At 69.2% G+C, this 14,174-nt stretch carries 16 protein-coding genes; 10 read left to right on the top strand and 6 right to left on the bottom strand.

Going from position 1 to position 14,174, the window contains the following annotated elements; all coding sequences use genetic code 11:
- Positions 1-2: 2 nt before the first annotated feature.
- A complete protein-coding gene (add, locus tag H0B56_RS09960; RefSeq protein WP_246361019.1) occupies positions 3-1,016 on the top strand; it encodes an adenosine deaminase in 1,014 nt (337 codons plus the stop codon).
- Between the two features lie 66 nt (positions 1,017-1,082).
- Here the strand turns inward: add and H0B56_RS09955 are convergent, their stop codons facing one another.
- The gene (locus H0B56_RS09955) at positions 1,083-1,655 is read right to left on the bottom strand and encodes a TetR/AcrR family transcriptional regulator (RefSeq protein WP_219632552.1); all 573 of its coding nucleotides are present in this window, start codon (positions 1,653-1,655) and stop codon (positions 1,083-1,085) included.
- Between the two features lie 129 nt (positions 1,656-1,784).
- On the opposite strand from H0B56_RS09955, the gene H0B56_RS09950 reads away from it, so the two are divergent.
- From H0B56_RS09950 to H0B56_RS09940, 3 genes are read left to right on the top strand one after another with little or no spacing between them, the layout of a single operon-like run.
- On the top strand, positions 1,785-2,591 hold the full coding sequence (locus H0B56_RS09950; protein ID WP_180892694.1) for a crotonase/enoyl-CoA hydratase family protein: 807 nt from the start codon (positions 1,785-1,787) through the stop codon (positions 2,589-2,591).
- A 38-nt stretch (positions 2,592-2,629) separates the two neighbouring features.
- Entirely contained in the window at positions 2,630-5,176 is a 2,547-nt protein-coding gene (locus tag H0B56_RS09945; RefSeq protein WP_343063831.1) for a molybdopterin-dependent oxidoreductase, read from the top strand.
- 4 nt (positions 5,177-5,180) lie between these two features.
- Positions 5,181-5,717, top strand: a complete 537-nt coding sequence (locus H0B56_RS09940) for a CBS domain-containing protein (RefSeq protein ID WP_180892692.1) — start codon at positions 5,181-5,183, stop codon at positions 5,715-5,717.
- A gap of 96 nt (positions 5,718-5,813) precedes the next feature.
- On the opposite strand, the gene H0B56_RS09935 is transcribed toward H0B56_RS09940, so the two are convergent.
- Positions 5,814-6,428 (bottom strand): class I SAM-dependent methyltransferase, encoded by a 615-nt coding sequence (locus H0B56_RS09935; RefSeq protein WP_219632551.1) that lies wholly within the window; start codon positions 6,426-6,428, stop codon positions 5,814-5,816.
- 290 nt (positions 6,429-6,718) lie between these two features.
- On the opposite strand from H0B56_RS09935, the gene H0B56_RS09930 reads away from it, so the two are divergent.
- On the top strand, positions 6,719-7,111 hold the full coding sequence (locus H0B56_RS09930; RefSeq protein WP_180892691.1) for a VOC family protein: 393 nt from the start codon (positions 6,719-6,721) through the stop codon (positions 7,109-7,111).
- 34 nt (positions 7,112-7,145) lie between these two features.
- On the opposite strand, the gene H0B56_RS09925 is transcribed toward H0B56_RS09930, so the two are convergent.
- On the bottom strand, positions 7,146-8,333 hold the full coding sequence (locus tag H0B56_RS09925; RefSeq protein ID WP_180892690.1) for a coiled-coil domain-containing protein: 1,188 nt from the start codon (positions 8,331-8,333) through the stop codon (positions 7,146-7,148).
- A gap of 101 nt (positions 8,334-8,434) precedes the next feature.
- On the opposite strand from H0B56_RS09925, the gene H0B56_RS09920 reads away from it, so the two are divergent.
- From H0B56_RS09920 to H0B56_RS09910, 3 genes are all read left to right on the top strand, one after another.
- Complete coding sequence (locus tag H0B56_RS09920; protein WP_180892689.1) at positions 8,435-9,478, top strand: tyrosine-type recombinase/integrase; 1,044 nt, start codon at positions 8,435-8,437, stop codon at positions 9,476-9,478.
- Between the two features lie 90 nt (positions 9,479-9,568).
- Positions 9,569-9,886, top strand: coding sequence for a PadR family transcriptional regulator (locus H0B56_RS09915; RefSeq protein WP_180892688.1), 318 nt, complete (start codon positions 9,569-9,571; stop codon positions 9,884-9,886).
- Positions 9,887-9,893: 7 nt separating this feature from the next.
- Positions 9,894-10,976: a permease prefix domain 1-containing protein gene (locus H0B56_RS09910; RefSeq protein ID WP_180892687.1), complete on the top strand. Its 1,083-nt coding sequence runs from the start codon at positions 9,894-9,896 to the stop codon at positions 10,974-10,976.
- Positions 10,977-11,008: 32 nt separating this feature from the next.
- Here the strand turns inward: H0B56_RS09910 and H0B56_RS09905 are convergent, their stop codons facing one another.
- Positions 11,009-11,317: a hypothetical protein gene (locus H0B56_RS09905; protein WP_180892686.1), complete on the bottom strand. Its 309-nt coding sequence runs from the start codon at positions 11,315-11,317 to the stop codon at positions 11,009-11,011.
- 186 nt (positions 11,318-11,503) lie between these two features.
- On the opposite strand from H0B56_RS09905, the gene H0B56_RS09900 reads away from it, so the two are divergent.
- Positions 11,504-11,950, top strand: coding sequence for a hypothetical protein (locus tag H0B56_RS09900; protein WP_180892685.1), 447 nt, complete (start codon positions 11,504-11,506; stop codon positions 11,948-11,950).
- Positions 11,951-12,046: 96 nt separating this feature from the next.
- On the top strand, positions 12,047-12,736 hold the full coding sequence (locus tag H0B56_RS09895; protein ID WP_180892684.1) for a hypothetical protein: 690 nt from the start codon (positions 12,047-12,049) through the stop codon (positions 12,734-12,736).
- Positions 12,737-12,799: 63 nt separating this feature from the next.
- On the opposite strand, the gene H0B56_RS09890 is transcribed toward H0B56_RS09895, so the two are convergent.
- Together H0B56_RS09890 and H0B56_RS09885 are read right to left on the bottom strand one after the other, a co-directional pair.
- A complete protein-coding gene (locus H0B56_RS09890; protein ID WP_180892683.1) occupies positions 12,800-13,687 on the bottom strand; it encodes an alpha/beta fold hydrolase in 888 nt (295 codons plus the stop codon).
- A gap of 3 nt (positions 13,688-13,690) precedes the next feature.
- A complete protein-coding gene (locus H0B56_RS09885; protein WP_180892682.1) occupies positions 13,691-14,170 on the bottom strand; it encodes a nuclear transport factor 2 family protein in 480 nt (159 codons plus the stop codon).
- Positions 14,171-14,174 lie beyond the last annotated feature (4 nt).

The raw sequence follows: 14,174 nt of genomic DNA, 5'->3' as shown, positions 1-14,174 counted from the left end.
GGATGAGCGAGAAGGACAGGACGTCGATGGCTTCCGAGCCCGCGCCGACCCCGGTGCCGCGATACGAACTGCACTGCCATCTCGACGGGTCCGTGCGCCCGAGCACGATCGCCGAGCTGGCGCGTGAGCAGGGCATGACGCTGGCCGCGCCCGTCGAGCACCTGGTCGTCGCGCCGGCGCACTGCGGCAGCCTGAGCCGGTTCCTGTCCTACATCGACGTGCCACTCCAGGTACTGCAGAGCCCGGAGGCGCTGCGCAGGGCCGCACGCGAACTGGTGGAGGACTTCCGTACCGACGGCGTCGTCTATGGCGAGGTGCGCTTCGCCCCGCAACTGCACTGCCGCCGGGGAATGACCCAGGACGAGGCCGTGGCCTCCGTCGCCGAGGGCCTGGCAGCCGGCCGGGAGAGCACGGGAGTAGCCACCGGGTTGCTGCTGTGCTGCCTGCGACACCAGAGCCCGCAGGAAAGCCTGGCGGTCGCCGAGACCGCGCTGCGCCACAAGGACGCGGTCGCCGGACTCGACCTGGCCGGGGACGAGCAGAACCATCCCGCCACTCCACATCGCGAGGCCTTCGAGCTCGCTCACGCCGCGGGACTCGCATGCACTGTTCATGCCGGTGAGGTAGCCGGTCCGGCCAGCATGTGGGAAGCCATCGACGTGCTCGGCGCGCGCCGGATAGGCCACGGCGTCCGCTGTGTCGGCGACCGTGCCCTGCTCGACCGCCTGCGGCGGGAGCGCATCGCCCTGGAGATGTGCCCGACGAGCAACGTCCAGACCGGGGCCGTGGCCGGTCTGGACGACCATCCGGCCACGACGCTTCTCGACGACGGACTGGCGGTCACCGTCAACACCGACACCCGCACCACATCAGCCACCACCCTCAGCCACGAGTTCGGCATGCTGCGCGAGGTCGCCGGCTGGACCACGGACCACGAAACTCGGGTCCGGTTCCACGCCGCAGCGGCCGCCTTCGACCTGCCCACCGCGAGAGCCCCCGGCGCGCCCTCGGCGTAGCGGGACGGCGCACCCGACAATGGCCCGAGCGAGGAGTCGCATGCGGGCGATGACGTCAGGCTGGGTTCATGAGGGGTCGAGCAGGGTGGTGAACTCGGTCAGGACGTCGTCGAGGGGCCCGGTGTCGCGATGGACACGACAGAGGACAACCGCGCCCTCGATGGCGGCGATCGTTAACGTGGACAGGCGCTTGGCGCGGTCGGCGGGAGTGCCGGCGCCAACGAGTAGCTGCTGGATTCTGGTCTGCCAGGAAGCGAAGACCTCCTGTAGCAGTTCCGCCGCCTGCGGAGCGTTCTGGTGGCTGTCCACTGCGAGAGCGAGGACCGGGCAACCGGCTAGGTAGTCGGTGTCGATCAGCGTTTGCTTCCAGAACCACACGAACCGTTCCAGTGCCCGCCGCGGGCTCCCGTCGGCGATGGCCTCATCGAGTAGCTCCCCGATGTGTTCGCCTGCCAACCCGACCGCGCTGAGGATCAGCTCGCTGCGTCCGCCAGGAAAGTGGTGGTACACCGAACCCCGGGGTGCGCCGCTGTGCGCGAGGACGGCATCGACCGTGACACCCGCGGCTCCGCGTTCGCGCAGCAACGATACCGCGCTGGTAAGCATCTGTTGCTTGCTCCCACCCGACGTGCGCTGCATCACCAAATACCTTCCCATCACACAAAGCCTTGACTATGGAGTATGCCATATTCCATAGTTACCTGTCAGTAGCCCCGGTCGAGTCCGGCCAAGCGGCTGCGAAGGCCGATCGAACAGGAGATACGTCTGATGGATGCACCCGAGACGGGCGAGGACGCCGTGGTGACGGTGCAGTTGCGCGGGCACGTGCTGCTGGTGGGGCTCAACCGGCCGGCCAAGCGCAACGCGTTCAACCAGGACCTGCTCAACGGGTTAGCTGAGGCCTACGCCCGGTTGGAGGACGATCCGCAGGCGTGGGTGGGGGTGCTGTTCGCCCACGGTGAGCATTTCACCGGCGGGCTGGATCTGGCGCAGGCTGCGGGGCGGATCGGTGAGCGCAAGCCACGCTATGACTCCGAGCGGGCCGTGGACCCGTGGGGGTTGATCGGGCGGGAGCGCTCCAAGCCGATCGTGGCGGCCACCCAGGGCTGGTGCATGACCCTGGGGATCGAATTGCTGCTCGCGGCCGACATTCGTGTCGCCGCACGTGACAGTCGTTTCTCGCAAATGGAGGTACAACGGGGCATCTACCCGTTTGGCGGGGCGACGATTCGGTTCCCCCACGAGGCCGGTTGGGGCAATGCAATGCGGTGGCTGCTCACCGGCGACGAGTTCGACGCTGCCGAGGCGATCCGGATCGGGTTGGTTCAGGAACTCGTCGAACCCGGTACGCAGTTCGACCGGGCGGTGGAACTGGCCGAACACATCGCCGGGCAAGCTGCCCCGCTCGGCGTGCGCACCACACTCGCCTCTGCCAACCGCGCCCTGGTAGAGGGCCGGAGCGCAGCCGCCGATCGCCTCGTCAGCGACGTAGGCGCACTGTTCGGCAGTGAGGACGCCGCCGAAGGGGTGCAGTCCTTCGTCGAACGCCGCCCAGCCCGCTTCACGGGCCGTTGACGACAAGCTCGCCACAGGTACACGACACCAAGGAAACGATGATGACAGCGGAACCGAGCACGCCAGACACCCCACAGCCAGCGTGGAAAAAGACCGCCTGCATTCTCTGCGAATGTAACTGCGGTTTGGAAGTACAGGTCACCGATCGGAGCCTGACCAAGATCCGGGGCGACAAGGAACATCCCGGCTCGGCGGGGTACACGTGCGAGAAACCGCTGCGGCTGGAGAAGTACCAGAACGGGCGGCACCGGATCGACACGCCACTGCGCCGCCGCGCCGACGGCAGCTACGAGGAGATCGACTGGGACACCGCGCTCGACGAGATCGCCGCCGAGCTGGCCGCGGTCCGCGACGCCCATGGCGGCGACAAGATCTTCTTCTACGGAGGCGGCGGGCAGGGCAACCATCTCGGCGGCTCATACGGCCGCGCGTTGTTCCATGCGGTCGGCGCGGAGTATATGTCGAATGCCTTGGCGCAGGAGAAAACCGGCGAGGGCTGGGTCGACCAACACCTCTACGGCAACCACACCTCTGGGGACTTCGAGCACACCGAGGTCGCCATCTTCATCGGGAAGAACCCGTGGCAGTCCCACGGGGTGGCTCGCGCCCGGCCGGTACTCAAGGAACTGGCCAAGGATCCCGAACGGGCCATGATCGTGATCGACCCGCGCCGCTCCGAGACCGCGCAGATGGCCGATATTCACCTACAGCTCAAACCCGGTACCGACGCCTGGTGCGTGTCCGCGATCGCGGCGACCCTGGTGCAGGAGGACCTGCACGCCCAGGCCTGGCTGCAGCGGCACACGACCGGCAGCCACGACGTTCTCGCCGTGCTGCGCCGCATCGACATCGCCGACCATGCCCGGGTCTGCGGCGTAGCAGAGGAGCAGATCCGCGCCGCCGCCCGCCGCGTCGCCGCGGCCAAGAGCGCGGCCACTTATGAGGACCTCGGCGTTCAGCAGTCCCCGAACAGCACCCTGGTGTCCTACCTGAACAAGATGATGTGGATGCTCACGGGGAACTTCGCGAAACCCGGCGGGGTACACATCCACTCGTGGATGTTTCCCATCGCCGGGCGCTGGCACCCGGTCCCGTCCGAGCAGGGTCCACCCCCGGCCGCGTGTGCCCGCGCACGGCTGGCTACCACGTTGATGAAGCGGGGTGCGACGCCGCTGCTCCGCGCCGTGGCGGCGGCAGCGCGGAGCCCGTGGTCGCGCCACATCGCCGACCGCGGTGCGGACGTCGCGCTGGGGATGTTCTTCGAGCCGGTGTCGGTGCCCGCCGCCCGCCGCATCGCCGACACCCTCGGCAGGCCCGACGCCAACGGCACCACCCCGGTTTCGGGCGCGAACATCGTCGGCGGCCTGATCCCGTGCAACGCGATCACCGACGAAATCGTCACCGATCACCCCGATCGGCTACGGGCGATGTGGATCGACGCGTCGAACCCCGCCCACTCACTCGCCGAGTCGGACCGGTTCCGAGAAGCGATGCGTTCCCTGGAGCTGACGGTAGTGGTCGACGTCGCCATGACCGAAACCGCGCGCCAAGCCGACTACGTGCTGCCCGCGGCCAGCCAGTTCGAGAAGCATGAGGCGTCGCTGTTCACGCTGCACTTCCCGCACAACACCTTCCAGCTGCGGGCACCGTTGATGGCGCCTCTGCCGGGCACCCGAACCGAACCCGATATCTACGCCGCGATCATCGACCGGCTCGGCGTTGTCGAAGCTCGTCTGCTCGACGACCTCACCGCGGCGGCCAGGGTGAGCAGGCGCGCGTTCGCACTGGCGTTCTTCTCCGCGATCGAGCAGCGGCCCGAACTGGCAGGTCTGGTCCCGTACCTGCTGTACAAGACACTGGGCGCAACCCTGCCCGAGGGTGAACGGTCCGTGGCGTTGATCTGGGGGCTGGCGCACCTGTGCGCGATCGCGCAACCCGACGCCGTCGCCCGCGCCGGATTCAGCGGCCGCGGATTCGCCCAGGGCGAGCAGCTGTTCGACGCCATCCACACCCGCGGCGAGGGCGTGCTGTTCGCGGAGGATCGCTACGAGGATGCGTGGGGCTACATCCAGCACCCGGACGGTAAGATCCACGCGGCCATCCCCGAGCTTCTCGAGGAACTGGCGCGCATCGCCGCGACCGAGCCCAGCTACACCAGCGACGAGTTCCCCTTCACCCTCTCCGCCGGGGAGCGCCGCTCCTTCACCGCTAACGTGATCATCCGCGATCCGGAATGGCGCCGCCGGGACAAGGAAGGCGCCCTACGGATCAGCGAGGCCGACGCAGGCGAACGCGGCCTCCACACCGGCGACACGGTGCGCGTGGTCACGGCAACCGGCGCTGCCGAGACCAGCGTGGAGGTCAGCGACATGATGCAACCTGGCCACATCTCGCTGCCCAACGGCATGGGCGTGACCTACCCGGACGACGACAACCCCGACCATGTGGTCGGGGTGGCACCCAACGCGCTGACCTCCGGCACCCGGCGAGACAAGTTCTTCGGCACCCCCTGGCACAAGAACGTGCCCGCGCGCATCGAGCCACTACCCGCCGCGCGAGCCACAGGCGACGAAACGGCGGCGTGAGCGCATGGCCCCCGACGCCGTTTCCCGGCTGGCCACGGCCCAACGGGGAAAACCGATGCGGAGGCAGCCTGCGCCGCTCGACACGACCGGCTGCCAGTCGACCTGCCCCGCGCTGAGCGCCGAGCTCACCCGGTGCACAGTGCGCGAGATCATGCTCACCGCCCCGAAGACCCTGCCGACCGACACGTCGAGCGCACGCGCGGCAACAGTGTTCGAGGACCCCCACGTACACATGCTCCTGCTCACGACGAACGGGATCTTGCGCGGCACCCTGACGCGCGAGGACCTCACCACCAGTTCTCCGCCCACCGCGTCGGCGCTGAGGCTTTCGACACTGACATGCCGGACCACCGCACCCGAGCAGCCGATCCTCACCATCCATCGATGGATGGTCACAAGCGGTCAGCGTCGCCTCGCCGTCGTCGATCCGGACAACCGACTGCTCGGCCTGCTCTGTCTCAAACGGGACCGGACAGGCTTTTGCACCGACAGCGGCGTGGCTGCCCGCGCTCGGGAGCGGGCAGCATACGTCGAGCCCTGATCGCACAGCGGAAGGATTAACGCCGTTCCCACACTTCACCGGACTGCTGAGAACGGAACTGAGCGTAACTGTGTCTCTTGGAGATGTAGCCCTGGCTCACTGTTGGGCGCACGCGACGGTCGCCCACATGCCGTTGGAGTCGGGTGCGTGGTGGGTGACCGTGAGCCCCGCGGCATCGATCCGCGCTACGAGCGCGTCGGGGGCGATGCGCAGCTTGGGGTAGCTGCTCTTGTGCAGGTGCCAGCCGTCGGACGTTCGGATGTAGACGAGATCGTTGACGGTCACCGTCTCCGGGCTGTCGTAGTCGAGAGCGCAGAGCATGATCCGGTCCTCATCGCTGCGCACCGGCAGGAAGCGGTCCGTTCCCTCGAGCTGCCGGGTCAGATCGCGGTAGGTCAGCACCAGTGTTCCACCAGCAGCCAGTGATGCGCTCACCTGACTCAGGAACGAGTCCACCGCGTCCATGCCGGGCAGGTGCAACAGCGTGTCGCGCATGCACACGACAACGTCGACCTCACCGGACCCGGCTATCTCAGGGAGAACGTCGAGAAGGTCGCCGTGATGCGTCCGCACTGCAGAGCGGGAGTATGCGAGGTGGACGAGCTCGTCGAGCAGCTCCTGACTAGTGTCGCCACCGACGACGGTGCCGAACCCCATATCGGCCAAGGCCAGGGTTTGCGGGCCCGGGCCACAACCCAGATCGACCGCCATTCCGTGTTCGGAACGCACGCTGAGGCCGAACTTCTCGAGCAGGTGCCGGTCCTGAACCAGCGACCTGCTCGACGTCCCCGCCCAGCATCCAGCTGTAGTGCGAGGCCAGCAGATCACGATAGTGCGCGGTCACATCCACCAGTTCGCCTCCCAGATCACCCGAGCGCCGCCGACATCCTAATGGGACAGGTGTGCTGAGGCACCCCGCTCGATCGATACGTCCACTCAATCCCACGAGCCAACCGTTGATTTTCGGCGTGCGTTACCGCCACCCGGGGTAGGCTCGCACCGTGCATCTCGCGCTGGTCACCATCGTCGTCGACGAGTACGACCCGGCGATCGACTTCTTCGTCGACACCTTGGGCTTCGAGCTGACCGAAGACTCCCCGTCGTGGACCGACGACGGCCGCCCGAAACGCTGGGTTGTCGTGCGGCCACCCGGCGCCGAGACGGCTGTGCTGCTGGCTCGCGCCGACGGCGACGACCAGCCGGCTGTGACCGGACAGCAGGTGGCCGGCCGTGTCGGGTTCTTCCTCCATGTCGATGACGTCGAGGCGGCCTACGCGCGGATGGTGGCGGCCGGGGTCGAGTTCGTCACGGCGCCCCGCGCCGAACCGTACGGGCACGTCGCGGTGTTCCGTGACATCGCGGGCAACCGCTGGGACCTCCTCGGCCCGGCGTGACAGGTCCGCTCGGGCCGACGGGTGCTCCAGGCGCTCACTCCGAACCGGCGGCCCCCGGGTCCGGCCTGCCTTCCACCGCCTCCAGCAGCGCGTGCAGGTTCTCACGGACACCGCGCTCGGCGGACGGCTGCCCGGCAGGCTCCGCCGAGCCGCGCTCCTCGGGCAGGTGCGGGATCGCTTCGCTGACCGTGCTGCGCACCAGCTCACGCAGGTGTGCGAGGTCATTGGCCGCCGTCTCGGCCCGCTCGGTCAGCCCGGCTACCTCGTGCTGGTAGCTCCCGACCTGCCGGTTCAGCTCGGCTATCTCGGCAGCGTGCCGGGCGGACTCGCTGTCCCGCCAGGACTGGTGTTCCGCGCGCACCTCGGCCAGCTCCGCGGCGGCACGCTCGCGCTCCTGCCGCAGTTCCGCCTGATGCTCCTCCCGGAGCCGGGCGAGGGCGGCCTCGTGGTCGGTACGGAGCCGTTCCGCGCGGTCCCGTTCGTCCTCGGCACGCTCGGCGGCCGCGGTCGCCTGTTCCCGCAGCGTCGCCGTCTCGGCCGTCGTCGCGGCAAGGCGCTGGTTCAGTTCCTCGGCGTGCGCCGCCACCTCGTCCGCGCGTGCCTGCGCGCGCTCGGCCTGCTCCCGCGCGTTGTCTCGCTGCGTCTCGGCGCGCAGCTGGGCACGTTCGGCCTCGTGCTCGGCCTCGCGAGCGCGGTCACGCTCGGCGACGGCGCGCTCCTCGTTGTCCGCGGCGGCGGAACGGGCGGCCTCGGCGTCCTCGGCACGCCGGTCCGCCTCGGCCGCCCGTTCCTCGGCGGTGGCGCGTAGCCCGCTCTCGTGCGCTGCGGTCCGCGCGGCCTCGTCCCGTTCCCGCTTGGCCTGCGCGACGTCCGACTCCAGCTGCTCACGCACCTGCTGCAGGGCGTCGACCAGTTGCTGGGCCGGACCGACGGCGGCGGATATGTGCTCGGCCAGCTCGGTGACCGGCAACGGCACAACATCGGTCGCCGACGAGATCGAGGCGAGCAGCTCCTCGGCGTGGCCGGCCTGCTTGCAGCTGACCCCTTTCGCACCCCAGGTCTTGCCGTCCTGGCAGTAACGCGCCCGGTTGCCGGGCCCGCTCGTCACCGGCAGGGGAGCGCGACACCGGCTGAAGGCGCACAGCCGGGCCCCATCGACCCCGTCATGTTCCGCGCTGGTCATCGGCTCGTGAGTGTCATCCGTACCCTGCTGAATCGTCACAATACGATTGTACATCACTGTATACGTGAACGTAATTAGCTATAGCGTCCACGTATTTACTATACGCACGCGCAGATCAACCTGTGATAAGGTCACATATCGTGACCCAGAAACCGGACGAACCGACGAGCGACGACGGGGGAGCGGCAAGCCCCGGCACAGGGGCCGCCGAGACACGCGATCGAGCCGCGATCGAGCCACAGGAACGCTTGGCGCGGTTGGATGCCGTCGCTGAGGCGTACGTACGCGAGCAACGGCCCGCCAACACGCGACGGGCCTACGCCGAGGCATGGAAGGTGTGGGAGGACTACACGCGCGACGCGGGGATCCCGATGCTGTCCGGTACGGTCGGCGCGCTGGTCGGGTTCGTGCGCTGGATGGAGACGACCAGGCAGGCCGCCGTGGCCACCGTCGACGCGCGGTTGGCCGGAGCGGTGGCGGGGCTGCGCCAGTCCGGCGTCTCGGTGGACAGGAACGCGACCAGGGCGGCGTGGCAGGCGCTGAAGGGCTACGAGCGCAGGCTCGCCGAGGAAGGAGCGGCACGGGGGAGAGGTAAGGCTCAGCCGATCACGCTGGCACAGCTGCGCGCGCTCGTGCGGGCCTGCCCGGAGACCAACGCCGGGCTCCGCGACCGGGCGCTGCTACTGATCGGGTTCACCATCGCGGCCCGGCGCAGCGAGCTCGCGGGGCTACGCGCCGAGCAGCTCACCATCGACGGCACGCACGGCCTGGTCGCCGCGCTCGGATACACCAAGACCGGCCCGGACGAGCGGCCGATCCCGCACGGAACGCACCGCGAGACCTGCCCGGTACTGGCGTGGCAAGCCTGGACCGAAGCGGCCGACATCACCGAGGGCCCCGCGTTCCGCCGTATCGACCGGCACGACCACGTGTTCGGGTCCGGACTGTCCGCGCAGGCCGTCGGCGAGATCATCACCCGCTGCGGGAAGCGTGCCGAGCTGCCGTTCCGCATCACCGGGCACTCGCTGCGCGCGGGCCTGGCCACCGAGGCGCGCCGGAACGGTGCCGACCACAAGGCGGTCTGCGACCAGGGCGGCTGGGTCTACGGCTCCAAGGCCGTGCACGGCTACTTCCACACGGTCGATCGCTGGAACGACAACCCGGTCCGCGGCATCGGGCTGTAGGGGCACCCGAACGCGCCCGTGTGCCGGCTCGTACCCGGCACGGGTCGCGGTGGTTGACACGCCATCGCCCCATACCTAGATTTTCTATGTATGGGGCGTGGAGATGCTCGAAGCAGCCTGCTGGTGCTGCTGCTGGCGCTGCTGTGCCGCGGCCGCGCGCACGGTTACGCCCTCATGGCCGGGCTGCGCCACCGTGCCGGCCCAGCGCTGGACTACCCGGAGGGCAGTGTGTATCCGGTGCTGCAGCAGATGGAGCGGGACGGGCTCGTCCGCAGCAACCGGGAGATCGTCGACGGCCGCAGCCGGCGCGTCTACGAGGTGACGGAGCGGGGGAGGGCGTACTACGCCGAGCAGCGCGAAGCGTGGCTCGAGTACCTGAAGGCGATGTCAACGATCCTGGAAGGGTGATGGGGTGGTGGATACACCGCGAGTGCCGGTACGCCGCCCGCGCGTACGCACGCTGGAGAACTACCTCGCGATCCTCGATCACGAGATCGGCGGACTGGCCGGGCGTCGCGCGGAGCTGATCGCCGATGTCCGGGCGCACCTGGAGGACATGGTGGCCGAGTCGCAGGCGCGGGGGACGGACCGGGCCCCGGCGGAGAGGGAGGCCATCGAGCGGTTCGGCGATCCTGTGGTCGCAGGGCACAGGCTACGGTCGACAGCCACGCTGGTCTACGAGGAAGCGGTACGTTCGGCGTGCTTCGGCCTGCTCGTGCTCTGCGCGATCTGGGTCCTGCCAGGGACCCCGCTGCCGGGGTGGCTTCCGGCGGTGGTCGCGCTCGTCGCCTATCCCGTCGGGCTCGGCCTGCGGGTGTGGGAACGCAGGCGGCACGTCCACGGTGAGCACGTACCCCCGATCGTCACCCGGCTCAACGGCAGCACGGCAGGGTATGCCGTGCGCGTGCTGGCGGCGCTCGGGGCGGTCGCGGTGCTCGCTGCCCCGGCGGCCGACCATTACGCGGGCCTCGGCCCGGCCGTGGCAGCCGGGCTGGCGCTGGTGGCCGCGGGGTGGGTGCTCACCCTCGCGACCCGGCTGCCGCGCGTGACGGCCCCGGTGTCCCGGCGGCATGCCGCCGGAGCCATGCTGGGGGTGGCGGTGCTGCCCATGGGCCTCTACGTGACGTTGCTGGCCGCCGACGCCTGGCCGTCGTACGACCCCGCCGGTGACGGCCGGGTGATCTCCTGCGATAGCGATGGCGAGGCTGTCACCGCGACCGTGCGCATCACCAACCACGACGACGAGCCGCACGGCTACCTCTACAGTCCGGAGGTCGTGCACCGCGACCGCACGATCGCACACCTGACCGACACGAGCGGATTCGTCCCGGTCGAGCCCGGGCAGACGGTGACGATGCAGTACTCGGGAGTGCCCCGGCACCCGGCCACGGGGGAGCGGCAGCCGCTCCCGGGCTCCCCGGAGCCGGTCCCTGAGCATTTCACGTGCCGGGCAGGACAGGCGGAGCTGGAACGGGACCTGCACGGGTTCCTGCCGTAGCGAGGGGACCGGCACCGGACGGCCTGGTCCGCCTAATGCCTGTCACGCGTGTCCAGGCGGGGTGTGAGGGCGTCCGAGAGGACCCACTGGCCTTGCTGTGCAGTTCCGGTGCCGGACCTGACGGGAAACGTCACCCAGCCGACCCAGTGGCCTGTGGTCGTCCGGTCCCACATCCGCAACTCGCCCGGCACGGTCATCTGCAGATCCAGACCGTCTGCCAGGAAGAGCCGGGGCCGGTCAGCGATCGGGTAAACCGCGCCGAGGTCGACCCAGACCGCCTTCGGCGGCTTGACCGGCCGGAGGTGCCCCCGTCGCTCGGGTGCCGGCTGTTGATCGAACACAAGTTCGATTATTGTGCATGGGTCCGGCGATGTCGATGAGAGGACGCACACAGGCTGGTCGCGGGATCGTCGTAACGGAGAACGCGGGGACGGAACGCGACGTCCGCACTGCGGACGGGGAGCACGGCGTGGCCGTGTCCTATACTCTGCCCGGCGCGGCCAGCGATGAGCAGGATATAGGTGGCAGTGACTCGGCGACGTTACTCTTCCCCGAACCGGACCGGTGACGGGCTGCCGCTGCTCCTCATCGCAGGTGTCCTCGCCCTGTTCGGCCATCTGCTTGGCCCGCACACCGACAGTCACGTCATCACTGGTGCGAGCGCCTCGGTAGTGGCACCGGAGACCGGAGCCGTATCCGGGTACGAACATACGCACCACCAGGTCGCACCCGGGCACGAATCATCAAGCTCCGGTGCCGACTCGATGCCCGCCCACGACGAGGACGGGCATGCGGCGTCGTGTGGCTACCTGCAAGCGGGCGACCCCGAGAACCCCGTGGCCGTATATCCGGTGCAGACTGCGCGCGTCGCGCCGACCATCCCCGCGACACATCTCCTTGTGGTGTTCGGGCAGCCGGCGGGCAAGCGAGACCCGCCCAGCCTCGTCCGCGAGCTGCAGGTCATGCGGATCTAGTCACCGGCGCGATCGCCGACCCAAGACGATTCCGCATGACCGTTCTCCGTGCGGGCGCACTACCGCACGGGTTGTGAGCTCGAAGGACATCTATCTATGTACATGCAGCACAACGCCACGTCCCGGTGGCAACGAACCGATATCCGGCTGGCGACCGTTGTCGCGGCGTTCGCATCCGTGGGCGCAGGCGTCATCCATGCCGCGGTCACTCCGCAGCACTGGCAGGAATGGATCCCGGCGGGGGCGTTCTTCGCCGGCATCGCGCTGTTCCAGCTCGCCTGGGCCGGGGCGGTCCTACGGCTGCCGCACACCCCGGTGATCGGCGTCGCGATCGCCGCGAACCTGGCTTCGATGGCCCTGTGGGGTGCGAGCCGGACCTGGGGCGTGCCGTTCGGACCGCATGCCGGCGAGCCCGAGGCGATCGGTATCGCCGGTGTGCTCGCCGTCCTGTTCGAAGCCATCGTCGTGCTCAGCGCGGCGTGGTCGCTACTGCCCAGGGAACGATCCGCCGTGTTCGCCCCCGGTGCCTATCGCTTCGCGGCAGCAGGCGCTGCCGTGTTCGTCGTGGCACTCACACCGCTCGGCGTGCTGTCCGGCCTCGAGCACACCCACGGTGGCCCCGGGGAGAGTCACACCGGCAGCCACAGCGACGAGCAGGGCGAGCCGGCTCCTGCGCCGGAACGGGACACCTCGCAGGAGCCGACACCGGACGCCGACACGCCACCGTCCGAGGAACCGGGCACCGGGAACCACGAGCACGAAGACACCGGTCACTCCCACGACTGAGCAGCGACGTCCGGCCAGTGCGTGCGACATCGAGGGCGCTATCGACACCGCCTTGCCGCACGGTCATGTGTCCTTCTCGTCCAACCACTCGTGCAGGACATCGGCGGTGCGTCCGGGCTGGTCCTCCGCGGTGTAGGTGTAGGAGTCATCGATCGTGCGCAGCCGGGCACCGAGCTCGGTCGCGTACCGCCGCGCGTCGTCGAGGGCGAAGACACGGTCCTCGGCGCCCCACATGCACAGCACGGGCAGTGGGCGGGATTGCCGGAGCTGCTCCGCAGCATGCCTGCTGTACCGCGCGGAGACCGTGCTGATCGCCTTGCGGCCGTCGAGACGGATGTCCCGCCTGGTGATGACCGGCCGGACGTAGCTACGCATCGCGTCGACATCGATGGGGTACTTCGCCAGCCAGCCATAGGTGTTGCGCCACCGCCACGCGCGCTCCCAGCGAAGCGCCTGGTAGAGCGCACGGTGGCTGACCGGATGTCGCGCGGCGGCCTTGAGTATCCCAAACCCTCCGGGGTTCGGGGGCCAGGAGCACCACGGCGTCTCGCAGGAGTTCAGCACCAGGCCGCTCAGCCGTCGCGCGTGCCGTGCGGCGACGAGCTGGCTGTAGGCACCGCCGGAGTCGTTACCGACGAGCGTGACGTCGCGCAGATCCAGCGCTTCGAGGAAGCCTGCGATCAGCCGCGCGATACCGGTCGGGGAGAGGTCGGCCTCGGAAGGCATGGGAACCACGTGCGAGCCGAGCGGCCAGTCCGGCGTGATGCAGCGGTACTGTTCGGACAGCAGGGGAACGAGCTTGCGCCAGATGTTGGCGTTCACGAGATAGCCGTGCACGAACACGAGCGCGGGCCCGTCGCCGGCCTCGTGGTACCGGACTCTCCCGGCATCGAGGCGTACCTCGTCGGTACGGCCGAGCCGGGGGTCCCTCCAGCGTGCATGGCCGGTCACGGCTTATCTCCTCAGGAAGCGGCGTCGTCCGGTCAGTGGTCCGATGCCCGAGCGCCACCACGGCAGCCATGAGCTCGGGTGAGTGAGCAACGCCTTCGCGACAGGCGAGGGGTCGAAGAACGCCTCACGACGCACGACCACGGCGGACGGGGTGATATGCAGCTTGTCGACGGTGCGGAAGTCCACACGCGCACGGCCCGCTGTGCCGGTGATCCGCAGCTCGATCAACACGACGTCGCCGTGGCCTGCCCAGGTCAGGACGTCGCCACGCACGTCGGGGGCGAGCGCGAGCAGGCGTCGAACCTCATCGTGGTAGCTGCCCAGCCCTGTGGCGTCGGCCAGCAGCGGCTGGGTGAGCTCGACGTCCTCGGCGAGCAGGTCGTCCCAGGCGTGGACGTGTGGTTCGGCCCAGCCTCCGGCGAACGTATCGACGACCTGCTCGTGCACCTTCGACCAGTCGGTCCGTTCGGTCTGCCTGCTCATCAGC

It is taken from the genome of Haloechinothrix aidingensis, from assembly GCF_013450155.1.
Classification (GTDB): domain Bacteria; phylum Actinomycetota; class Actinomycetes; order Mycobacteriales; family Pseudonocardiaceae; genus Haloechinothrix; species Haloechinothrix aidingensis.
Note: the sequence above shows the minus strand (reverse complement) of the source record. Positions and strands in the feature narration are given on the sequence as shown.